Below are 21269 nucleotides of genomic sequence, written 5' to 3' on the forward strand. Positions count from 1 at the left end.
TCATTCCTCCTCCAGTGCCTCGGCGATCAACCGGCCTTCGTTCTGCGCCGGAGCCTCGGCATCCAGCAGCTTCGCCATTGTAGGGGCGAAATCGATATTCCTGATCCTTGTATCAACGGTGGTGTTCTTCCTGATTCCGTTGCCCCACATAAGGGAGAAAATACGCAGCGCGCTGTCGTCCAGCGAATCATGGGTCGCCCCGACCGCCGGGGCGGCATCCTTGAAGATGTAGGGTATCGCAGGGGATATATAGAGATCGCAGAAGTCCATACTGCCGGTAGCAGCGATTTCACGACCGGTCATTACCTTGCCAACATACCACTTTCCTTCCAGTTCTTCCTTTAGGCTCGCAATCTGTGAGATAGGCATCGCTTCGGTGAACGTGAGCATTAGAGATAGCCCCGCGCTGCACAGCACCACATCGGTGGAGGCATCAGGAGACTGTCCGCCGACAAGCACCTCATAACGATACCCGCGGTCCTTCAGCACAGCCAGCAGGTATTCGTAGGCCATCTTCGTCTCAGGAGAGAAGGCGAACGGAGTCATGCCATGGTCGGTGATCAGGAAGAATGAGAGACGGTCGCAGATAGGCAGGGCGCTGACTTTTTCAAGGAAAATACCCAGTGCCGAATCCATCTGGTTGAGCCGCCACAGCACGTTCTCAATGCGACCTTCCTCTGATGCGGCCGCCGGAGCCAGCTTGCCGTTGTTGTGCCCCACCGTATCGAGGTCGTCCATGTAGACGGCGATGAAGCGCGGCGGGGCGCCAAGTTCGACCAAGGTATTGCCGGTGTGAACCTTCTCGCTGGCCAGGAGCCGGTATAGCTCGCTGAAACGCTGGATGAAATTCGAGTCGGATGTTGCAATGTACGGCCTTTCCTTGTCCCCGGCATAGGTGCCGTTCTCCTCAAAGGTAAAGTGGTGGATTGAGGCTACCGACAAGCCCTGGCGCCAGAAGGACTGGGCGAGGTTTTCCGCCCTGTTCTCGTGCCTCTGGTCGATCACCTGCCTGATCTTCCTGTCGTAGTGCAGTTTTACGTTGCCAGTCTTTCCCGCATACGCGCCTGATGAAATTGCCGTCTGCATCGGGTTGGTTATCGCAGGCAGACCACACCAGGCGTTTTCAAAGAACACTCCCTGGTCGCGCAGACGGTCGAGCACCGGGATGAGTCCCCTCTTAGTGGCGATATCATAGTAATATTTCGCAAAGCCATCCCAGTTGATGTAGACGACATGCCTATCTTCGTTCATACAGCTCCTTCCTGCCGCTGATGAGGTGCGCTCCCGTCCGTTCAGCGATTTCATAAGCCCAACCGGTATTGCCCACCAGCGCCTCGCCGTGCGCGTCGCTGCCGGGAGTGAAGGGTACGCCCCTCTGTGCCAGTAGCCGCACTACCCATTCCCGTGGCGTCCTGGTGGCTGAGTGCAGCTCGCAACATTTGCCCGATGACAGTAGGTTGTCCGCCAGCTTCTCGACATATGGCCGGTCAAAATAACGGTCGACTATTTCAGCGCAAATCCGTCGCCGGATTTCGTAGGTCGTTCCCATGCCCTCTATCAACGGCTCTATCGGCAGGTAATCCTCGCAATGCCCAAGGATGTCGCCCTCGCCGAGCGCCATTTGCAGCATGAATTCCTTACAGGTTTTCCAATAATGGTCATTGAAGTACTCTCCGGGGATAGCTGCCGGCGCGTCGGGTATGTAGTGGCAGCTGGTTATGATGGGCAGGCTCGCCTGGCGAACCAGCGTGCTGAACGTCAGCCTGCCGTCGGAGTCGGGCGTCGTCTCGAGGCCGCACAGCACATCAATCTTTTGCCGTGTGGATTCCTCGCGGATTTCCTGGAAGTGGCGGAGCAACGCCAGCTCGCTGATGCTGGCAATCGCAGGCCGCCAGTCGCGCGGGTCGAAATGATCGGTGATGGCCAAGGTTCCGATGTTCCTTTGGGCAGCCAAGCGGAGCACATCCGAGATTGTGTTCCTGCCGTCCGAGAACACGGTGTGGACATGGAAGTCGCTTCTAATCATCTCTCGACCTCCAGCCAGGCAAAGCCATGAGGTTCCAGCATAATGTGACCAGCATTGAGCGCGCCACTGCCGGCGATAAGGCATCCAGGGATCGGCAGTCTGACCGTTACAGGATGACCCGAAGCGTTAGCGAGCGTCAGTACCTGATCAGCGTCCCCGGCAGTGCGCAAGACGGCCAGCACTGCCGGATGCAGTTCCATGATTTCCTGTCCGGAGGCAGGACTGAATGCCCGGAACTTTTTTCTGGTTTCGATTAACGCTTTCACCTCGCCGTAAATCCGGCCAGTCCTGCCGTTCTCAAGGTTCTGCCTTAATTCGGTCAGTGCGTACTTGCGACGGTTCACGCTGCGCTTCATGCCTGTTTCCCTGACGCCCTCATGATCATTCTCCGCACCAAACAGCGAGTGACAATACAGCGCGGGAACACCGCGCAGCGCCAACAGGATGGCATGTGATGCCACGTACTTGCGGATGTTAGTCTCCATTGGCTCGGCAGGGTCGCTAATCAGCTCCCACCATGTGCAGTTTAATTCGTAGGGGACATCCTCACCGCCGTCGTTGGACTTGTAGGAGACATAGCCGCCGCGCGCAACCGCCAGGGCTGCCAGAGCGTCCATCTCCCTTTTATCGAGGATGTTGCCTACAGGGATGATGCCCACGCCGTCGTGGCTGGCCAGGAAATTGAAGTAGCTGGTTCCCTCGCCGAAAGTCAATTCTTTTGCCCAGGCCGAGAGTTTGCTCATATCGCCGCTGAGATAGGAGTGAACCACCAGTGGCGGTAACGCGAATTGGTAGACCATCTGCGCCTCGCTGAATCCGTCGGCGAGATAGGTGATGTTGTCGGCATGCAGGATGTTGGTCTCAGTGATCAGCGGAATCCACGGGCAGACGGCATCCAGCAACGCCCGCATCAGGCGGATGACCGCATGGCACTGCGGCAGGTTCGAACAGATGGTACCCGGTTCCTTCCAGAGGTAGTTGATGGCATCCAGCCTGATCGCGCTGGCACCCCTGGCCACGTAAAACAGCAGTACGTCCAGTACAGCCAGCAGCACACGCGGGTTATGGAAATTGAGGTCGACCTGGTCGGGGCTGAAGGTTGTCCACAGGTCTTTGGTTCCTTTGAGGCTTTCGAAGGAAGTGAACAGAGGCGTGATGCGCGGACGCACCACGCGCGAGTAATCGGCGTTGACGTCGCGCTCGATGAAGAATTGCTCGAAAGTCGATTCCCCGGCCAGGAAGCCGGTGAACCAGTGGCTTTTCACGGAGATATGATTCAGTACGGCATCGAACATCAGGCGATAGCGTCCAGCAAGACGCTCCACATCGCTCCAGGAACCGAACCGCGGGTTGACCTCCTTGTAATCAACCACGGAAAACCCGTCATCGGAAGAATAGGGATAAAAAGGCAAGATATGGACAAAACTGAACAGGCCGTTGGCATGCTCGGCCAGCAGACGGTGCAGCGAAGCCAGTGGACTGGCGTCCTGCTCTCGGGCGACGTCGGCATAGGTGATGAGAAACACGTCATTCTGGTCGAATTCGTAGCGTGCGTTGCTGGCACCGTTTTTCAGCCGGTGGGTAACGATATCCCTCCGATGACGCTCCACGAGGTTGTCGATCATGTCAAGCAGCGTTTCGCTGTCATCTTCGGGATAAATTCCCGCCAGTAGCGAAGACATTCTGTCTTTCACGGTGCGGTCTATCATTTTATGTCTTTCTCTTTTTCTCAGATGATTTCCAGATGATCCTTGTCTCCCAGCGGCGGGAACGCGACCGTCGGCAGCGTCTGATACCAATAAGCCACCGACGAGATATCGTCCTGTAGCGGCAGGTATCTTCTGTCGGCACGCCAACCCAGAGCTTGGACGGTGATGCGCAGGTCTGTCTCGAAGCGGATTGGGTCGACGATATGCCAACGGTACATGCCGAATCGCTGCTGCGAAGCGTAGCAGCCGTCGCCGGCGATCACCTGCGCCAATCCCGCGTAAGGGGTGGTGAAGGTTTCGTAACGGCCGCTCTTGCGCTTCTCATAGGCGACGGATTTGCGTTCGTATTCTATCCCTTCGAAGTTATAGGAGCCGCAGAAGTAGTCCTCTGTTCCGGTGCCGCAGATTGTCGGGTACTCGCCATCGCCGTCCAGAAAGAACTTGAATTCTCCCTCGCCCCACCAGCCGTTGTTGTTCACTCCCCAGCACATGTAGGTGCCAATGTACTGCCCTTTGCCCTGCACCCCGTCCAGCAGCGGATAGACTTCCTTGTACGGCAGCGGGTTGATGCGTCTGAACTGGGCGTGAAAGTACGCGGCGTCAGGTTCAACCTCGGTCAGGCAATAGTCGATCTGGTAAAAGAAAGTGCTGCTTTGAGTGGAACGGTTCTCGATCGTGATGCGGCAGTGCCGACGGAACGGCATCTGCCAGTAGCAGTTCAGCGCCGAACCTGGGTTCACGCAGACTGCAAGGGAGGAAATGTGAGCGTAGATACCCCAACCGCAGGCAAAGAAATCGCCAACGGGGCATTCGACGGAAGGATGCTCCTGGTCATCCCAGTAGATGCGCAGAATCTGCTCCCGCCAGACGCCGGTGGGCGTCATCCAGATATGCTGAATCGCCCCGGAACCGGCAATGTCGGCAAGGACGATGGTGCTGTTGGGATGCAACGTCACGCACGGATTGACCTTCCATCCTTTGCCCAGATCCTTGGCGTTGACCGCGGACACCCCGTCGATCAGTTCGCACATCCCGCCTTTCCCCTTCGCTCCATCGGGGTTCTCGGCAGAGATTGAACGCGACTTCGCACCCGAAGTGCGATACAGGTTGCCCATGTGAGTTCCCAATCCGTTGAATTCCATTTTTTATTCTCCATAGACGCCACGCGTGGCATCCTCATGCTCCGTAATCACATCAAGCATATGTCCGTCGCCGGTCACCAGTATCGTACCATACGCTGCGGTCACCAGCGTCCTGCTGCGGTTGCGCAGGGCGGACAGCGTGCTTTCGGTCGGCTCCCCGCTGGAAACCACTGTCAGCAGCGGTCGCACCGCCAGCAGGAACTGCAACGAGCTGGAAGTACCCAGCCCATGGTGAGGCGCCTTCAGTACGTCGCTGGCCAGCCGGTCGCTGTACTGGCGTACCAACAGGTATTCGGTATCCTTGTAGATATCCCCGGTGAACAGGAAGGCATGGTCGCCGTAGCGCAGGCTGAAGACCAAGCTCTGCTGGTTTTCGAAAACAGTGCGTTCCTGTGAACCCGTGACACCATCGGGGTAATCAGTCGTTTCCGTGGGATGCAGTATCTCGATGGTCGTCCCGTCAGCCAGTTCAATGCGGTCACCTGCCGCAAGGTAACCATACGGGATGTCGCGTAGTTGGATGGCATCCATGATCCGTTGCAGCTCAGGTCCCTCGTAGTTGTCAAAGCGCGGCATGAGTACCCGCCCGATGGCAAATGCGGCAGCCAGGCGGGAAAAATCCCCGGTGTGGTCGCCATGGAAGTGGGTGAAGATCACGTAATCGAGCTTCTTCAGTCCCGCAGTCTCCAGCATGGTCGCAAGCCTCGCATGATCCTCGCGACGCCCCGCGTCGACCAAGATTGCGGTGCCGCCAGGGGTAACGATCAGCGTCGACTCTCCGTTCTTCATGCCCAGCTTATGAAGTCCAAGAAACCGGACTGCCAGCTTGCCGTCCTGCGGCGCATAGACGTCGTTGACGGAAGCCGCCGGAACATGGGCACAGGAGACAAACAGAAAGAGAATGCCAATGATGAAACGTATCTTCCCTGTATTCATAATGCGACCGGTACTCCCTTGCCCATATTCTCAAAATAGCGCAGGGATGGCTGGCCTGCCATCCCTGCCGGATGAATCACTTCAGCGCGTCCTGTACAATCGCGTAAGCCTGGCGGTAGATTTCCTGGAGCCGATCGACCTTCAACTGTTTCAGGGTGGTCACATAGATGTTCCAGTCCTTGTCGATGTCAAGCTTGCCAGTCATGAAAGCGGCGCGGGATTCCGAGTAATACTTGTTGATCTCACCCAGCAACGTGGTGCGCTCCCGTTCGATATCCGCCGGCAGGCTCGGCAGACTGTAGGCATGCTTGGTGTTGTAGGGAGCGAAGACGGGGATGGCTGACGGCGTTAGGGTCCCTTCGAACAGGGGCAACGTCTGCTTGGCAGTGTAGCGACCGGGAGTGGCATTCGGTTGAAGCCAGAACGAATACTTGGCCATCGCGAACTCGACGCCCTGCGGATCACTCTTGATTTTCTCACTATAGCTCAGCGAGCCGTCGGCGTTGGTGACGTATGTATCGCCCTCGACGCCCATGCGCACAAGGGTGGAACCATCATCGCCGTAGAGATAGTCAATCCAGCGTGCCGTCTCGCGCGGGTAGGGGTTCTTGGTGGTGATGGCGAAGGTAGCCACGCCAAGCAGCGGGGAAACCTTCCAGTTCCAGATCACGTTTTCTTTGCCCAGGATGCCGAAGGAAGGCTCAAGGATGCCGAACTGGCTCGAATCGGCCGGTGGCAGCAGCAGCGTCACGCCGTATTGGTCATTGGCCAGGCGAGCGAAGAACTCGGTCGTAGTTTTGGTGAACAGGTCGGGTTCGAGGTATTTCTCAGCATAGAGCTTGGCCAGGAAGCGCCAGGCTTCCTTCATGTTGTCGCTGGTGTACATCTGCGTCAGCTGGCCGTTGATCACGTTGAACGGCTGGCCGAAGATGTCGTCGATGCCTGCCAGAGCGCGGGCTGTCTTCTCCGTCTCATTGACATTGCCGAACGCAATGGGATACTCGTCGTTCGGATCGCCGTTGCCGTTGGCATCGAGGTCGCGGAACGCTTTCAACACATCATACAGTTCGGTCAGCGTGGTCGGCTTCCGCTTGCCCACGCGATTCAGCCAAGTCTCGTTGACGTACATGAAGCGTCTGGTTGTATCGATATCATCGGGATAGTACGCCGGCAGTGTGTAGATCTTGCCATCAGCCGTCGTCAGCGCGATGCGCAGGTTCACGTCGTTATCGTAGGCCTCCTTGAAATTCGGCATCAGACCAGCATCCATGTATTGCTTCAGGTCTACCAGATGGCCGGAAGCCGAGAACTTGACCACGTCGCTCATGTTCAGGGCGTTCTTGAGGAACAGGTCGGGCAGGTCGTCGGCCGCAAACAGTGTCTGAGCCTTGGTACGCGCTTCGGTGTTGACCACCGTTTCCCACTCTATGCGGACGTTCGTGCGCTTTTCCAGTTCGCGCCAGACAAGCATGTTGTCATCCCACTCGGCGTTGCCCGCAAATTTTGATCCGTAGCCCCTGAGGGTGATCTTGTTCTCGACGATTTTCGTACCCGAAGGGATGAAGTTGTCTGCCTCCGTCGGTGCCGTACTCCTTACACCCTGGGCTGACGCCATCCCTGCGACAAGCAGGACGAGCAGCACGGCCATAATGATCCTGGATCGTTTACACATATATTTGATCTCCTTTTTCCAAAACGTTTGCGAGCATAGTAATTATTATCCGAAACGTTTTGAAAGTAAAGATAAATAATTGAGCCAATTTCAGTCTTTCGGGTGCAAGTTCAAACGCTTTACGGAATGAACAAGGGATTTTCTCTATCCTCCGTCCTTTTTCCCCGTCATTTCATTCTGCCGCACGTAAATAATTATAATGTGAGTTCTGAACTTGTTGTGTTAGACTAAATATAGTATTTTCTATTTGGGTTTTTTCAATTGCAAGTTTTTGAATCCATTTTGATTTTATGTTGAGAATTTTTTATAAAAAGGATGAGAGACAATTGTACACATCTTCTGGAAAAAAGAATTTATTGACTGTCAATTCTTTAACAAACCAAACGTATGATTTAATTAAAGAAGATATACTTACTGGAAGAATTTGTTGGAATGAAAGGCTCGATATCCCACAGCTTTCTGAAAGATTTGGAGTAAGTAGGTCGCCAATTATCAAAGCTATTGAAAAGCTGGAACATGAAAATCTAGTAGTCATTATACCGAACAAAGGAAGTTTCGTGGTTTGTCCGACTGAAAAAGATATCAACGAAGCATATGAAATCCGTGTAATGGTCGAAGAAACCAATTGTGAACTTGCTTTCCAGAAAAACCGGGAAAAACTGATAAAAGAACTTGACGATATCGAACAAGAGAAAAAAAGGAATAGAGAAAAAGGCTGGAACTATGATTATATGCTGTATTATGATAGGTTATTCCACAATGCTATTGCTTCCTGTGCAGATAACCAGCAATTATATAAAATCTATACTTCTGTTCGGTGTCAGACCGATTTGTTTATGTCCAAGTCTTCAATAACGCGCAATGAAAGCATTCCGATCGAGTATTCTCATGATACCATTTTAGAAAATTTAAAAAAGGAAGATTTATCCTCAGTATTACGCCTGATGCGGGTTCATTTAAGACAAAACTTTAACGATTCAATACTGGCACTAAATAAATATCTAGCAAAAACGAAAGATATGTGACTGTCCTTTCTAAGCAAATTTTCATTTGAAACGGAGAGATGGAAAGTTTAGAACCATACAGAAAAAATTCTGAAAGTCTATGATAAAGGCTTATATAAAGGTGGATAGTTTTCCTGGTGCCTTCATTCTTTTCCTCACCACTATTTAGCCATAGCTTTAAGCTATGGCCTGACATACAAATAAAGTGTTATGCACGTTACGGAAAAAACGATATAATCCACAAATAACCTAGCGAAATAGTATGAATTAAAAGGAACGAGATATGAAAATTTCAGTGGTCGGTTATCCAAGGATAGGCGCGGACAGAGAACTCAAGCACATATCGGAACAATTCTTCAAGAAAGACGTAACCGCTACGGAATTGATGGCAGCCGGAGCCGCTATCAGGAAAGAGCAATGGCTGTTCCAGAAAGAAAGTGGAGTAGATTTGATTCCCTCCAACGATTTTTCATTTTACGATACCGTCCTGGATACTGCGGTTCTGTTCAACCTTGTACCTCATCGATACAGAGAACTCGAACTGGAACCATTGGATACGTATTTTGCCATGGCACGAGGCTATCAAGGAAAGAAAGGCGACGTGAAAGCTCTGTCCATGAAAAAATGGTTTAACACCAATTACCACTACCTTGTCCCCGAAATTGAAGATGACACGCACATCACCGTAACAGGAACAAAACCATTCGATGAATTTCTTGAGGCAAGACAAGCTGGCGTCCACACGAAACCCGTCCTGCTTGGTCCTTTCACACTTCTCAAACTTGCCCGCTTCACTGGGAGCAAGACAGTGGATGATGTCAAGGAGGACATCGTTACTGCATATCGGGAAGTCCTGACACGCCTTAATTCGCTCGATGCCACATGGATTCAGTATGATGAACCCGCTCTCGTCAGGGACTTGACGGAAGATGACCTGTATCTTTTCCATGAACTGTATGACGGCATCCTGTCGGCGAAAGGTTCGAGCAAGATACTCCTACAGACATACTTCGGTGATATCCGTGACATATATGGAACTGCCCCATTGCAAAAATTCGATGGAGTCGGCATTGATTTTGTAGAAGGAAGCCAGTCTCTTGAACTTGTCGCAGCCAAGGGATTCCCTGAGGACACAATCCTTTTCGCCGGACTTGTGAACGGAAAGAACATATGGCGGAATGACTATGAAAAAAGCCTGTACCTTCTTGGCAAACTCCAAGAAAAGACGACATCCATCGTACTCAGTACCTCATGCTCGCTTCTTCATGTCCCGTATTCAGTGAAAGCTGAGACAAAACTTCCCTCGGACTATATTGCCCATTTTGCCTTTGCACAGGAAAAAATCTGCGAACTTGCCGAACTCCGTGATATCTTTGACAATGCTGGGCGTGAACACCCGGCTTTCATCCGCAACCGCCAGCTCTTTTCACAAAAGAGGGAAGGAAGCAACCCTGCGGTACAGGACAGGGTAGGCGCAATATCTGGAAAAGATTACATCCGTGAACCAGCTTTTGTGGAACGGGAAAGAATCCAGAAGGCACGGTTTCATTTCCCGCTTCTGCCAACAACCACCATCGGCTCCTTCCCACAAACTTTTGATGTCCGGCGCAACCGTTCGCAGTTCAAGAAGGAACTGATTTCCGAGGAACAGTACAAAGACTTCAACAAGAAAAAAATCGCCGACTGTATCGCGCTTCAGGAAGAAATAGGTCTGGATATTCTTGTCCATGGTGAGTATGAAAGGAACGACATGGTGGAGTACTTCGGCGAATGCTTGGACGGATTTCTTTTCACAGAAAAAGCGTGGGTGCAATCCTATGGGACTCGCTGTGTAAAACCTCCCATCATCTGGGGCGATGTGTCCCGCACGCGTCCCATCACTGTTGAATATTCTGTATTTGCCCAAAGTTGTACCGACAAGACTGTCAAGGGAATGCTTACAGGCCCGGTCACCATTCTCAATTGGTCGTTTCCACGGGAGGACATCTCCTTGAAGGAAAGCACATTGCAGATTGCCCTTGCCATCCGGGATGAAGTACTCGACCTGGAAAGGAACGGTATCAGCATCATCCAGGTCGATGAAGCCGCCTTAAGAGAAAAACTGCCGCTCCGGAAATCAGACTGGTTCACCGAATACTTGGATTGGGCAATCCCGGCCTTCCGTCTCGTCCACAGCAATCTGAAAGCGGAAACCCAGCTCCATACCCACATGTGCTACAGTGAATTTTCCGACATCATCCGTTCCATCGATGACATGGATGCTGATGTCATCACCTTTGAGGCTTCACGTTCCGACCTGACCATCCTCACGGCGTTGAAAGACGCTGGTTTCAGAACCGAGGTAGGACCCGGCGTTTATGACATCCATTCTCCTCGTGTTCCTTCCGTCGCGGAAATAAAAAATGCCTTGGGGAGTATGCTGGCGACAGTGCCTGTAGAAAAACTATGGGTGAATCCAGATTGCGGGCTTAAGACGCGGGGAACAGAAGAAACTATCTCCAGTCTCAGACATCTTGTTCAGGCGGCACGGGAACTGCGGACGGTCTTGTAATGAAAATCCGTGAGATGTTCGGAGAGAAGGTCGTCTTTTCCCTTGAGGTCTTTCCTCCCCGACAGATTGCGCCCGTCCAAACAATCTACCATGCGCTGGAGGAGATGAAGGACCTGAATCCCAGCTTCATCAGTGTGACATATGGGGCGGGAGGACGGGGAACCGATAATGCTACAATTGGGATTGCTTCCGCCATCAAACACCAGTACGGCATAGAAAGTGTCGCTCACCTGACAGGTTTCCACTTGAGCAGGGAAGATGTCCGTCTGCAACTGGAGAAGCTGGCTGAGAACGGCATAGAAAATATCCTTGCCCTTCGTGGTGACATTGTTTCGGGAATCGCCGGGAAGGGAGAGTTCACGTATGCCCATGAGTTGATACGATTCATCAAGGAGAACGGGGATTTCCATGTCATGGCGGCATGCTATCCTGAAGGGCATCCGGAATCTCCCGATATTGTGTCCGACATTCTTAACATGAAGGAGAAGGTGGACGCAGGAGCCGACCATCTGGTTTCACAGCTTTTTTTTGACAACGAGTTTTTTTTCCGTTTCAGGGAAAGGGCGCAACTCTCCGGAATCAAGGTTCCCATGGAAGCAGGCATCATGCCGGTCACCAACAGAAAGCAGATAGAGCGGATGGTATCACTGTGCAAGGTCGAGTTGCCTAAGAAATTTCTGACAATCATGAGAAAATATGAAGACAATCCTGTCGCCATGCGTGAGGCTGGCATAGCGTATGCCGTTGACCAGATTGTAGGGCTCATTGCGGAAGGGGTTGAAGGCATTCACCTGTATACCATGAACAATCCCTATATTGCACAGCGAATCCATCAGGCGGTCAGCGCGCTCATCTGACTGGGAGCCGCGCGGGAGCGAAGCGCATGTGGAAAAGAGCTTGACAGAGCTTAGGACAAGAGTGTGAAGCCATGGTGGGCAATGTGGGATTTGAGCTTGGTAATGTATTTCTCCGCAAAGGTACTAAGGCGGAGACGAGGATTTTCAATCCACCCAACCAGCATCGTTTCATCAGATTCCAGCGGAATGGCAATTATCTGATCCCCGTTGAGGTCCCGCGTCAGTACTCCCGTGGAAATGGTGTATCCATTCAATCCAATGACAAGGTTGAACAAAGTTGCCCTGTCGCTGACATGGATGATTTTGTTGCGTGGCAGGATACTCAACATTTCTTCTGAAAAATAGAAGGAGTTCATCTCACCTTGCTCAAAAGTGAGGAAAGGATAAGGCGTCAAATCATCCGTTGAAACGCTTTGCCGATGAGCCAACGGATGTTTGGAGCTGATGAAAATATGCGGGCTTGCCTCAAAGAGGGGATGAAAAACCAAGTTATTATCTTTCAGGATATTGCTCAGCACATTCTGGTTGAACTGGCTCATGTAGAGGATGCCGACCTCACTGTGGAATTTTTTTACATCGTCTATGATTTCATAGGTTCGAGTTTCCCGCAGGGTAAATTCATACTCATCCCCGTCAAACTCGGTTACAAGGTCAACAAAGGAGTTGATGGCGAATGCATAGTGTTGTGTGGAAAAGGAGCATAGGCTTTTCAGGGGTTTTCGGTACAGATATCGCTGTTCCAGCAGGTCAGCTTGTTCCACGACCTGGCGCGCATAGGAGAGAAACTCTGTACCCTCGGCGGATAATGTGATTCCTTTGGAAGAACGGTTGAAGATTTCTATGCCAAGCTGGTTTTCAAGTTCTTTCACGGCGTTAGACAAGCTGGGCTGTGAGATGAAAAGCTGTTTGGCTGCCTCAGTGATGGAACCATAGTTCACAATGCCGATTACATATTTCAACTGCTGTAATGTCATGGACTGTTCCCTGTCGGGGACTCTTTCTTCCGCAGCGTTCTGTCAAGCGCGTAGTATCCCCATCCTATGCAGATATATATGATGGAAATAACAAGGAGATTGAGCAGTACTTGGGAAAGACCATACGTATCAATGGCAATGAATGCGTATGGATATCGGGACGATGAACCGGGAAAGGGTTCCGCAAACTGAGCGCGGATGATGATGAATGTTAAGTAAACAATAGGAATCAAAGTCCATAGGAAGATGTCTTTTTTCAGAAACAGACCTTTTTTGCTGAACAGGAACCAATCGAGCAGAACCATGAGAGGCGTCAGGCCATGGACGAAAAGATTGGACAGGTTGAAGAAACTACGGGGGTCAGAGGCGAGATGCCCCGGCGCAAGAAGTGTCATGTAGACGATGCCGGTCAGCATGATTGCCATTGTGACCGCGCCTTTGAAACGTGGCGTCAGGGTGGCGGGTTCTTGTGATTCATGCCTGATCAACTCTTTCCATGAACGTATGGAAAGAAACAAGAAATACACGGATACGAGAATATTGCTTTGAATGGTGAAATAAGAAAGAATGACAGGTGAGAAACTTGGGGAAAACGGCCGGATTTGAAACAATGTGGCCGTTGCCGAAGCCGCGCACAGGAAAGTACGGAAGATTAATGCACCATGTTGTCTATTCATATGTTCTCCTGTATGAATCTGGATAAAATCATATGAAGCAGGGTACTAGTTGTCAAGGTCGTTAGTCTTGCTCCCATTTATTCCCATTATTCATTAAGGTCTCTTGTCGTTCCTTTGGCAAAACAGTACAATAAGCCTCCTTCCATTCACCAAAGTGGTCGGGGAAACAGCGCAGGGTCGGGCTCAACAAGCCTGGATGTCAGAAGACGGCTCCTGCGGGAGCTGTTTTTAATTTACGGAGGACAACATGGCTTTGAGAGGGGAAGTTTTTTCCACCAAATTCACCAGCAATGACAGGACGTACTTCTTTAACGTCAAGGAAAACGTATACGAGGACATTTTCCTCAATATAGTGGAAAGCAAAGGAACCGCGGATGACGGACGTTTCATCCGACAGTCGCTGATAGTCTATCAGGAAGACTTGGGGAATTTCGTCCAGGAGTTCCAGAAGGCTCTCGATTTCATCAAGCTGAGGGCAACACAGAAAAAGCCGCAACGTTCATAGTTCACCTACACTGTCTTCGGGATAATCCGGGACATGGAAGCTCAGGCGGTGCAGGGGGCAGGGACCATGGGTGCGATAGGCGCTGACATGCTGGCGTGAGGGATAACCTTTATGTTGCTCGAAGTTGTACTCCGGCCATTTTTCAGCCATTCTGCGCATGAACCTGTCCCGTGCAGTCTTCGCCAGGATTGACGCCGCCATGATTTCAGGAACCTTGGAATCCCCCTTTATGATAGCGGCAGATGGAATTGCATGAGGGAACGTCCTGTTGCCATCGATGAGCAATAGTTCAACCTGTCTGTCTTGCGCAATGACTTTTTCCACAGCACGACGCATGGCGCGAAAGGTGGCCTGAAGGATGTTGTATCGGTCGATTTCCTGTGCCGATGCCCAACCGATGCCCCAGACGGCCTGTTCACGGATGATGATTTCCGCGGCAAGCCGCTGTTTTTCGGAGAGTTTCTTGGAATCGCCAAGTATGTCGCGGGGAAAATCCGGAGGAAGGATTACGGCCGCCGCGCAGACTGGACCGGCAAGAGGGCCGCGACCGGCTTCATCTATTCCGCAGATACGGGGAGAAGGTGATTCGTCCTGGTTGAAAAGCTCTGTATCATAAGAATTTGTCATGGATTCCCCTTTGTATGCTACTTTCTGGAACACGGTTTGAACTGCATTGGTTGTTATGCTATAATTGGGCGGAATTTGCGTCAAGAACCTCGTTATTTTCCAGGAGAGTGCCCTTTTGTTCTTGAAAACTCTTGAAATGATTGGATTCAAATCCTTCGCCGATAAGACAAAGCTGGATTTCGCCGACGGTATCACATGTCTCCTGGGGCCGAATGGTTGCGGGAAAAGCAATATCGTTGACAGCATCAAATGGGTCTTGGGGGAACAGTCTACCAAAGCCCTGCGAGCCAGCCGCATGGACGATGTCATCTTCAACGGCACGGACAACCGCAAGCCCATGGGATTTGCGGAGGTCTCCCTGACCATCAGCAATGAGGAAGGTCACTTGGCAATCGATGCCCCTGAAGTGGAAATCCGCCGACGCGTCTATCGTAATGGCAATGCTGAATACTACATCAATCGTTCTCCCGCTCTCCTGAAGAACATCAAGGAACTGTTCCTTGACACCGGTGTGGGTAAAAGCGCTTATTCCATACTGGAACAGGGAAAGATAGACCAGATACTCTCCCATAAACCTGAGGATCGGCGTTACATCTTTGAGGAAGCCGCGGGAATAAGCCGTTTCAAGACGCAAATGAATGAAGCCCAGCGCAAGCTGGAGCGGACCATGGAGAATCTTGAGCAGGTCGATGCCATCTTCACGGAAGCAAAACGGACCTACACGCTCCGCAAGGGTCAGGCTGAAAGGGTTGTCATCTTCAAGGAACTGGAAAAACAGAAGACACTCCTTGAAGTCGATACCCAGCTTTCCACGCTCAAGTCGTATCTCTTGCTCAAAGATTCCTACATAGCGAACCAAACCAAGTTTGCCGGCGAACTGAAACATCTAACCGAGCTTCTTGAACAATTTGAAAATGAAATCGGAGCGGAACAGGAAAGGATGCAGGAGAAGATGTCGCGCCGTTCAGACATTCAAAGCTCGATCAGCCGTCTTGAAGCTGTGGTCGAAGGTCTCAACGACAAGCTGAGCCTCATTTCCGACAGGTTCCGTGAGATGCTTCGTCGTAAGGACGAGGCGGAAAACCAGGAACAGACATATTCCGAACGCCTTGAACGGGAAAGGAACGAACTTGCGGGGAAAAAGCAGATACTCGCCGATTTCGTCCAGCGAAAGGAGCGGATTGAAGCGGAGATAACCGGCTACCAAGGCAACATCGAACTGTCAAGGAACATGATTGCCAAACAAGAGGGAGAAATTGAACGGAAAGAAGCAGACACGCTTGAGCAGGAAACAATCCAGGCGGGATTGAACGAATCCCTACAGAAGATTACAGATGACATTGTCATGGAACTGGACAAACAGTTGAGTGAAAGTGGATATTCTTCCCAGGCACGCAAGAGGACGGAAAAGCAGCTCATTGAATATATCACCGCGCTGGTCAATTCCCTGGGGACGCAGAAGAAATTCCTGTCCGACCTGGGAAAAACAAGCGGACTTTCTGCGACGGCCATCATGGAAAGCCAGGAGAAATACCTCGATTCGCTTGAAGAATCCCTAGATGAACTGAAAAGCCTGTTCCAGGAGTACAGCGGTACTGTTCCCGTGTTCATTGATGAATTTCTTGCTCCGCAGGGCATCATCACACAGAAGCATGATTTGGACAAAAGGATGGCGGCAAGCAGACGCCGGGTACAGGATAATCGTATTGCCGTGGTTTCCCTGAGGGAAAGCAACCAAAGACTGGACGAGCAGGTTGAACTTTTCCGTGTCCAACTTCAGGACGCGCAGCTTGATTTAGCTGACCTTGAGGGAAAACGCAATGCCGCACGGGACATGGCGGCCCAGATACAGCGTATCATTGATGAAACGGAGATGAGTCTTGGAGACGTGCGCCGCACCCGCAGGAATGTGGAGGCGCAGATTGCCGACACCCAGGAAATGATCCGCAAGGTGGAGAAGGACCGGCAGGAAGCCAAGGACAACATCATGACCTTGCGTGAGGAGCTGGAAATCCTTCGCAACGAGATGGACGCCCAGTCCAGCGAACTAAGCGGCAAACGGAATCTACAAAGTACATCACTTTCCCGTCAGCAGGAACTTCGTGTTGAGATTGAAACCCTGAACAGCCGCATCATGAGTCTCGACGAGATGATTCAGAAAGTCTATACCGATTTCTATGATAACACGGGCAAAAGCCTCAAAGAATATGACAAACGGCTTGAGGAGGATATCCCGGATACTTCCTATCTTCGCGAGCAACTGAATGCCATCAAGCAAAAGATTGCCAATATGGGTACTATCAACCATATGGCGGAAGATGAATTTGAACAGGCAAAGGAACGCTATGAATTTCTCAACACCCAGATAGAAGATCTGAACAAGGCCAAGCGCGACCTGGAAGAAGTTGTCACGGAGATACGCAGCCGTAGTGAAGAACTGTTCATGGATTCATACACGAAGATCAGCGCAAATTTCCAGTCGATGTTCCGCCGTCTCTTTGGTGGGGGCAGGGCGGAGCTGAACTTGGTTGATCCTGAGAATATCCTGGAGTCGGGCATTGATATCCTTGCGCAACCTCCGGGGAAGAAACTGACGAACCTTACGTTGCTTTCCGGTGGGGAACGTTCCATGACGGCCGTGGCTATGCTTTTCGCGACCTACATGGTCAAACCGTCTCCGTTCAGCATCCTGGATGAGATTGATGCTGCGCTGGATGATAAGAATGTCGGAAACTTCCTGAGCGTACTACAGGAATTTGGCTTAAAGAGCCAGTTCATCATCATCACCCATAACAAGCATACTGTGACTGGCGGACAGACGCTTCTGGGTGTCACACAGCAGGAAGCAGGAATCTCCACCACGGTCAGCTACCGGGTCGGCAACCAGGCAGGGGCGCCTGTCATTGTCAGCGAACAAGGCAAGACGATTAGTCTGGATAGTCCGAGTGAATTCTTCAATTGAATGTTTCTATCTTCTGTTCAGCCTTGACATGTGAAGTGTTGACAGGCTATAAGTCTATTTTGTGAATAGGGAAACGAGTATATAATCATGTTCGAGTCAATCAGTCAGAAATTCAGCGGTATCATGCGCTCATTATCGGGAAAGTCGAAGATTTCCGAAAAGAATGTGCGGGATGCTGTTGAGGAAATAAAGCTTGCCTTGCTTGATGCGGATGTCAACCTGCGTGTCGTCAGGCGTTTCGTCAATGGAACTCTGGATGAGGCATTGGGCGAGAAAGTGTTGTCTGCGGTTGATCCAGGCCAGCAGTTCGTCAAGATTGTCTATGACCGCATGGTTGCGCTGCTTGGTGATCCAGAGGGGCAGAAACTCAGTCTTCGAGGTCCGGACGTCGTCACTGTCATCCTCATGATGGGTCTCCAAGGTTCAGGTAAAACCACTACATCAGCAAAACTTGCCCTCCGTCTCAAGAAAGAAGGCAGAAGACCACTCCTTGCCGCCGCCGACCTGGTGCGGCCCGCAGCTATCGACCAGCTTCAGGTTCTTGGCTCAAAGGTTGATGTTCCTGTCCATGTACTTCCCGGAGCATCAGATCCAGTAAAAGTCGCCGTTGACGCTCTTGCGCGCGCAAAACGTGAGCAGCGCGATGTGCTAATCATCGACACAGCCGGACGGATGCATCTTGACGATACCTTGATGACAGAGATTAAAAAGGTGCGCGATGCCGTCAAGCCCGATGAGACCCTGTTCGTAGCTGATGCCATGACCGGTCAAAATGCGGTGAGCATTGCCGAAGAATTTGAGAAAAGAATAGGTATCAGTGGTGTCATCCTCAGCAAGTTCGATTCCGATGCCCGAGGTGGCGCCGCGCTTTCGTTGCGCTCCGTAGTTGGCAAGCCGATAAAGTTCATAGGCGTAGGTGAGAAACCAGAAGACTTTGAGCCTTTCTATCCGGAGAGGATGGCAAGCCGTATCTTGGGGATGGGCGATATCGTTTCCCTTGTGGAGAAAGCCCAAGAGACCATGGATATCGAGGAAGCCGAGAAAATGCAGAGGAAGATGGCGAAGAACACCTTCGACCTGCAAGATTATCTCGAACAGCTCGACCGCATGACCAAGATGGGTGGAGTAGGCAAGATGCTGGAGATGATTCCCGGAACACAGGGACAAATCAGTGAAGATGACATCGACAAGGCTGAATTGAAACGTGAGAAAGCCATCATCCAATCCATGACCTATACGGAACGAGAGAATTGTCATATAATCGGTCCTACGCGCCGAAAACGCATTGCACGGGGCAGTGGGTCGAGCGTGAATGATGTGAACAGACTTCTGCGTAAGTTTGAAAAGATGAGACTTACCATGAAGAAATTCGCAAAAAACAAGAAATACCAGGCTGAAATGTTGAAGCAGATGGGTATATAATCCTAAATATTGTTGAGATTCGTGCAGGAGGAATTCGTTGTGAGCACAAGCATGAGATTGAAAAGATTCGGTTCCAAGAAGAGACCCTACTACAGGATAGTCGTCATGGACAGCCGTCAGGCACCGAGTAGCAAGACCATCGATGAGGTTGGACAGTACCATCCCGTCGAGAACAAGGAAAAGCAGGTCATCGTCGATGCCGCCAAGGTAAAGAGCTGGCTGGCCAAGGGCGTACAGCCCAGCGCGACTGTGAAGCAGCTGCTGAACAAGCAGGGGATCACCATTGACCGGACTGTCCAGGAGTAATCCGAGGAGGGTTCAGTCATGGAAAAAGAACTTGTTGAATTCATTGTCAAATCACTGGTAGATACTCCGGATGAAGTGAATATCACGACCGTCGAAGGAGAAAAGTCCACTATCCTTGAACTCAGGGTTGCGGCGGACGATGTCGGAAAGGTCATCGGGAAGCAGGGACGCATTGCAAAAGCAATCCGGACTATCCTGTCTGCCTCGGCGACCAGAGATGGCAAGCGGACTGTCTTGGAAATCCTTGACTGAAATGGACGTAGACAGACATATGTTCGCGACAGGAATGATTAAGACTCCCCACGGTATTCGCGGGGAAGTCAAAGTCGTCCTTTTCGGCGATGCTCCGGAATGGTTCAAGAAGCTGAAGAATGTTGAGCTCCGGTCTCCTGACGGGAAAGCAATCCGAACCTGCAAGGTGGAAACATGCCGGATGACATCACGCATGTTGATTGTCAAGTTTCAGGAGTTTGATACGCCTGAAACTGCTCGTTCCGTCTCAGGCTGGGAAGTCTGGATACCTCGTGAGAAAGCTGCTCCTCTGGAGAAAGGGGAGTATTATCTGTCTGACCTCATGGGTTGTAATCTGACTGTCGATGGACAAGCCGTTGCGCATGTCGTAGGTTTCGTTGACACGGTTCATCCTATACTCCTTGAAGTGGTCGCGTCAGTGGATGGGCGGACTTATTATGTTCCGTTCTCTGCGCATTTCACAGGAGATGTTGATGTCACTGGGAAAACCATAGTCCTGACCGCCCCTTGGGTATTGGCATGAACATCACTATCCTGACGCTTTTTCCAGAGATGGTTGAAGGTTTCTTTACCAATTCAATCATGGCTCGATCGGTGGCAAGCGGACTGGTGATGTACAAGATTACGAATTTCCGTGATTACGCTGAAGATCGGCATCACACCTGTGATGACGCGCCCTATGGCGGAGGCGCGGGGATGGTGTTGAAACCGGAACCGCTTTTCAAGGCACTGGAAGCTGCGGATGCCAAAAATAAGCATGTGGTATTGCCTTCTCCTTCCGGTAGGAGATTTACGCAGGAAGTAGCTGAGCGACTGAGCAAGGAAAAGGAACTTCTGTTTATTTGCGGGCATTATGAAGGTATTGACCAGCGCGTGATTGACACGTATGTCGATGAGGAACTGTCCGTCGGAGATTATGTGATAAGCTCCGGGGAGGTAGCTGTCCTGGTGATGGTTGATGCGATTTACCGGTTGATTGATGGTGTGATTAGCGAGGAATCGCTGAAAGAAGAAAGTTTTTCTGATGGTCTGTTGGAATATCCGCACTATACCAGGCCGGAAACCTATTGCGGAAAAAAGGTGCCTGATGTATTATTGTCGGGTCATCACGCCAACATAGCGCGTTGGCGTCAGAAAATGAGGCTTCGTAAGACTTTGTTGAACAGGCCGGAACTGCTGGAGAATGTTGTGTTGGATGCGTTCTCCCGGAAAATATTGGATGAATTGAGAACAGAACGAGAAGGGGACTGAGAAAATGGACGTAATCAAGGCAATCGAAGCCGAGCAAATCAAGGAAGACTTCGAAGATTTCAGCATTGGTGATACTGTCAAAGTGTATTTCAAGATAGTCGAGGGCGCTACTGAACGTGTCCAGGTGTATGAAGGTCTTGTCATTGCCAAGAACAACAGCGGAGTTCGTCGCACCTTTACTGTCCGCAAGATTTCCTACGGGGTGGGCGTGGAGCGTATTTTCCCCCTGCATTCCCCCCGTGTCGAGAAGGTCGAGGTCGTGCGTTATGGTCGTGTCCGTCGCGCTAAGCTATACTACATTCGCGATAAGGTAGGCAAGAAGGCCAAGGTGCCTGAGCTTATCAAGCGTAAGGTTGAAGCACCCAAGGTATGATGTTCCCGCGATGCGGAAATTCT

The 21269-nt window shown here is 51.2% G+C and carries 20 protein-coding genes; 11 read left to right on the forward strand and 9 right to left on the reverse strand.

The annotated features are described in order from the left end of the window. The 6 genes from SPICO_RS02500 to SPICO_RS02525 all read right to left on the reverse strand — a co-directional run bounded on the left by SPICO_RS02500 (window position 1) and on the right by SPICO_RS02525 (window position 7485). Window positions 1–1251 carry an alkaline phosphatase family protein gene (locus tag SPICO_RS02500; protein ID WP_013739119.1) on the reverse strand — a complete coding sequence of 417 codons (1251 nt, stop codon included), beginning with the start codon at window positions 1249–1251 and terminating at the stop codon, window positions 1–3. Further along, window positions 1238–2110, reverse strand: coding sequence for a PHP domain-containing protein (locus SPICO_RS10545; RefSeq protein WP_083810399.1), 873 nt, complete (start codon window positions 2108–2110; stop codon window positions 1238–1240). The genes SPICO_RS02500 and SPICO_RS10545 overlap by 14 nt, the downstream gene beginning before the upstream one ends. Beyond that, window positions 2023–3735: an alpha-amylase family glycosyl hydrolase gene (locus SPICO_RS02510; protein WP_013739121.1), complete on the reverse strand. Its 1713-nt coding sequence runs from the start codon at window positions 3733–3735 to the stop codon at window positions 2023–2025. Before SPICO_RS02510 ends, SPICO_RS10545 begins: the two co-directional genes overlap by 88 nt. Window positions 3736–3755: 20 nt before the next feature. Further along, the gene (locus tag SPICO_RS02515) at window positions 3756–4877 is read right to left on the reverse strand and encodes a glycoside hydrolase family 172 protein (RefSeq protein WP_013739122.1); all 1122 of its coding nucleotides are present in this window, start codon (window positions 4875–4877) and stop codon (window positions 3756–3758) included. Window positions 4878–4880: 3 nt separating this feature from the next. Then, on the reverse strand, window positions 4881–5813 hold the full coding sequence (locus SPICO_RS09685; protein ID WP_013739123.1) for a ComEC/Rec2 family competence protein: 933 nt from the start codon (window positions 5811–5813) through the stop codon (window positions 4881–4883). A 76-nt stretch (window positions 5814–5889) separates the two neighbouring features. Beyond that, window positions 5890–7485: an extracellular solute-binding protein gene (locus SPICO_RS02525; protein ID WP_013739124.1), complete on the reverse strand. Its 1596-nt coding sequence runs from the start codon at window positions 7483–7485 to the stop codon at window positions 5890–5892. A gap of 326 nt (window positions 7486–7811) precedes the next feature. On the opposite strand from SPICO_RS02525, the gene SPICO_RS02530 reads away from it, so the two are divergent. From SPICO_RS02530 to metF, 3 genes are all read left to right on the forward strand, one after another. Beyond that, window positions 7812–8510 carry a GntR family transcriptional regulator gene (locus SPICO_RS02530; RefSeq protein WP_215904629.1) on the forward strand — a complete coding sequence of 233 codons (699 nt, stop codon included), beginning with the start codon at window positions 7812–7814 and terminating at the stop codon, window positions 8508–8510. 262 nt (window positions 8511–8772) lie between these two features. Continuing rightward, window positions 8773–11040: a 5-methyltetrahydropteroyltriglutamate--homocysteine S-methyltransferase gene (gene metE / locus SPICO_RS02535; protein WP_013739126.1), complete on the forward strand. Its 2268-nt coding sequence runs from the start codon at window positions 8773–8775 to the stop codon at window positions 11038–11040. Then, entirely contained in the window at window positions 11040–11897 is an 858-nt protein-coding gene (metF, locus tag SPICO_RS02540; protein WP_013739127.1) for a methylenetetrahydrofolate reductase [NAD(P)H], read from the forward strand. The genes metE and metF overlap by 1 nt, the downstream gene beginning before the upstream one ends. A gap of 50 nt (window positions 11898–11947) precedes the next feature. Here the strand turns inward: metF and SPICO_RS02545 are convergent, their stop codons facing one another. Together SPICO_RS02545 and SPICO_RS02550 are read right to left on the reverse strand one after the other, a co-directional pair. Beyond that, window positions 11948–12871 (reverse strand): LysR family transcriptional regulator, encoded by a 924-nt coding sequence (locus SPICO_RS02545; protein WP_013739128.1) that lies wholly within the window; start codon window positions 12869–12871, stop codon window positions 11948–11950. Then, on the reverse strand, window positions 12868–13548 hold the full coding sequence (locus tag SPICO_RS02550; protein ID WP_013739129.1) for a Pr6Pr family membrane protein: 681 nt from the start codon (window positions 13546–13548) through the stop codon (window positions 12868–12870). The genes SPICO_RS02545 and SPICO_RS02550 overlap by 4 nt, the downstream gene beginning before the upstream one ends. 247 nt (window positions 13549–13795) lie before the next feature. Here SPICO_RS02550 and SPICO_RS02555 point away from each other — a divergent pair, with 247 nt between their 5' ends. Continuing rightward, window positions 13796–14053, forward strand: a complete 258-nt coding sequence (locus SPICO_RS02555; RefSeq protein ID WP_013739130.1) for a DUF3276 family protein — start codon at window positions 13796–13798, stop codon at window positions 14051–14053. Here the strand turns inward: SPICO_RS02555 and rnhB are convergent. Continuing rightward, window positions 14048–14680, reverse strand: coding sequence for a ribonuclease HII (gene rnhB, locus SPICO_RS02560; protein WP_013739131.1), 633 nt, complete (start codon window positions 14678–14680; stop codon window positions 14048–14050). The genes SPICO_RS02555 and rnhB overlap by 6 nt on opposite strands. Window positions 14681–14801: 121 nt before the next feature. Here rnhB and SPICO_RS02565 point away from each other — a divergent pair, with 121 nt between their 5' ends. The 7 genes from SPICO_RS02565 to rplS all read left to right on the forward strand — a co-directional run bounded on the left by SPICO_RS02565 (window position 14802) and on the right by rplS (window position 21246). Further along, window positions 14802–17642 carry a chromosome segregation SMC family protein gene (locus tag SPICO_RS02565; protein ID WP_245523222.1) on the forward strand — a complete coding sequence of 947 codons (2841 nt, stop codon included), beginning with the start codon at window positions 14802–14804 and terminating at the stop codon, window positions 17640–17642. Between the two features lie 87 nt (window positions 17643–17729). Beyond that, entirely contained in the window at window positions 17730–19064 is a 1335-nt protein-coding gene (gene ffh, locus SPICO_RS02570) for a signal recognition particle protein (RefSeq protein ID WP_013739133.1), read from the forward strand. A gap of 39 nt (window positions 19065–19103) precedes the next feature. After that, window positions 19104–19370: a 30S ribosomal protein S16 gene (rpsP, locus tag SPICO_RS02575; protein ID WP_013739134.1), complete on the forward strand. Its 267-nt coding sequence runs from the start codon at window positions 19104–19106 to the stop codon at window positions 19368–19370. A gap of 18 nt (window positions 19371–19388) precedes the next feature. Next, window positions 19389–19622, forward strand: a complete 234-nt coding sequence (locus SPICO_RS02580; protein ID WP_013739135.1) for a KH domain-containing protein — start codon at window positions 19389–19391, stop codon at window positions 19620–19622. A 19-nt stretch (window positions 19623–19641) separates the two neighbouring features. Then, entirely contained in the window at window positions 19642–20145 is a 504-nt protein-coding gene (rimM, locus tag SPICO_RS02585; protein ID WP_041395470.1) for a ribosome maturation factor RimM, read from the forward strand. Beyond that, window positions 20142–20873 (forward strand): tRNA (guanosine(37)-N1)-methyltransferase TrmD, encoded by a 732-nt coding sequence (gene trmD / locus SPICO_RS02590; protein ID WP_013739137.1) that lies wholly within the window; start codon window positions 20142–20144, stop codon window positions 20871–20873. The genes rimM and trmD overlap by 4 nt, the downstream gene beginning before the upstream one ends. Window positions 20874–20877: 4 nt before the next feature. Continuing rightward, window positions 20878–21246, forward strand: a complete 369-nt coding sequence (rplS, locus tag SPICO_RS02595; RefSeq protein ID WP_013739138.1) for a 50S ribosomal protein L19 — start codon at window positions 20878–20880, stop codon at window positions 21244–21246. Window positions 21247–21269 lie beyond the last annotated feature (23 nt).

Source organism: Parasphaerochaeta coccoides DSM 17374, assembly GCF_000208385.1.
GTDB lineage: Bacteria > Spirochaetota > Spirochaetia > Sphaerochaetales > Sphaerochaetaceae > Parasphaerochaeta > Parasphaerochaeta coccoides.

What these genes read in the sequence shown, in the direction of transcription:
- SPICO_RS09685 (WP_013739123.1), bottom strand. Translation starts at nt 5,813, where the DNA reads ATGAATACAGGGAAGATACGTTTCATCATTGGCATTCTCTTTCTGTTT.
- rnhB (WP_013739131.1), bottom strand. Translation starts at nt 14,680, where the DNA reads ATGACAAATTCTTATGATACAGAGCTTTTCAACCAGGACGAATCACCT.
- SPICO_RS02525 (WP_013739124.1), bottom strand. Translation starts at nt 7,485, where the DNA reads ATGTGTAAACGATCCAGGATCATTATGGCCGTGCTGCTCGTCCTGCTT.
- ffh (WP_013739133.1), top strand. Translation starts at nt 17,730, where the DNA reads ATGTTCGAGTCAATCAGTCAGAAATTCAGCGGTATCATGCGCTCATTA.
- metE (WP_013739126.1), top strand. Translation starts at nt 8,773, where the DNA reads ATGAAAATTTCAGTGGTCGGTTATCCAAGGATAGGCGCGGACAGAGAA.
- rimM (WP_041395470.1), top strand. Translation starts at nt 19,642, where the DNA reads ATGTTCGCGACAGGAATGATTAAGACTCCCCACGGTATTCGCGGGGAA.
- rplS (WP_013739138.1), top strand. Translation starts at nt 20,878, where the DNA reads ATGGACGTAATCAAGGCAATCGAAGCCGAGCAAATCAAGGAAGACTTC.
- SPICO_RS10545 (WP_083810399.1), bottom strand. Translation starts at nt 2,110, where the DNA reads ATGCCTTATCGCCGGCAGTGGCGCGCTCAATGCTGGTCACATTATGCT.
- trmD (WP_013739137.1), top strand. Translation starts at nt 20,142, where the DNA reads ATGAACATCACTATCCTGACGCTTTTTCCAGAGATGGTTGAAGGTTTC.
- SPICO_RS02515 (WP_013739122.1), bottom strand. Translation starts at nt 4,877, where the DNA reads ATGGAATTCAACGGATTGGGAACTCACATGGGCAACCTGTATCGCACT.
- metF (WP_013739127.1), top strand. Translation starts at nt 11,040, where the DNA reads ATGAAAATCCGTGAGATGTTCGGAGAGAAGGTCGTCTTTTCCCTTGAG.
- SPICO_RS02500 (WP_013739119.1), bottom strand. Translation starts at nt 1,251, where the DNA reads ATGAACGAAGATAGGCATGTCGTCTACATCAACTGGGATGGCTTTGCG.
- SPICO_RS02510 (WP_013739121.1), bottom strand. Translation starts at nt 3,735, where the DNA reads ATGATAGACCGCACCGTGAAAGACAGAATGTCTTCGCTACTGGCGGGA.
- SPICO_RS02550 (WP_013739129.1), bottom strand. Translation starts at nt 13,548, where the DNA reads ATGAATAGACAACATGGTGCATTAATCTTCCGTACTTTCCTGTGCGCG.
- SPICO_RS02555 (WP_013739130.1), top strand. Translation starts at nt 13,796, where the DNA reads ATGGCTTTGAGAGGGGAAGTTTTTTCCACCAAATTCACCAGCAATGAC.
- SPICO_RS02580 (WP_013739135.1), top strand. Translation starts at nt 19,389, where the DNA reads ATGGAAAAAGAACTTGTTGAATTCATTGTCAAATCACTGGTAGATACT.
- SPICO_RS02545 (WP_013739128.1), bottom strand. Translation starts at nt 12,871, where the DNA reads ATGACATTACAGCAGTTGAAATATGTAATCGGCATTGTGAACTATGGT.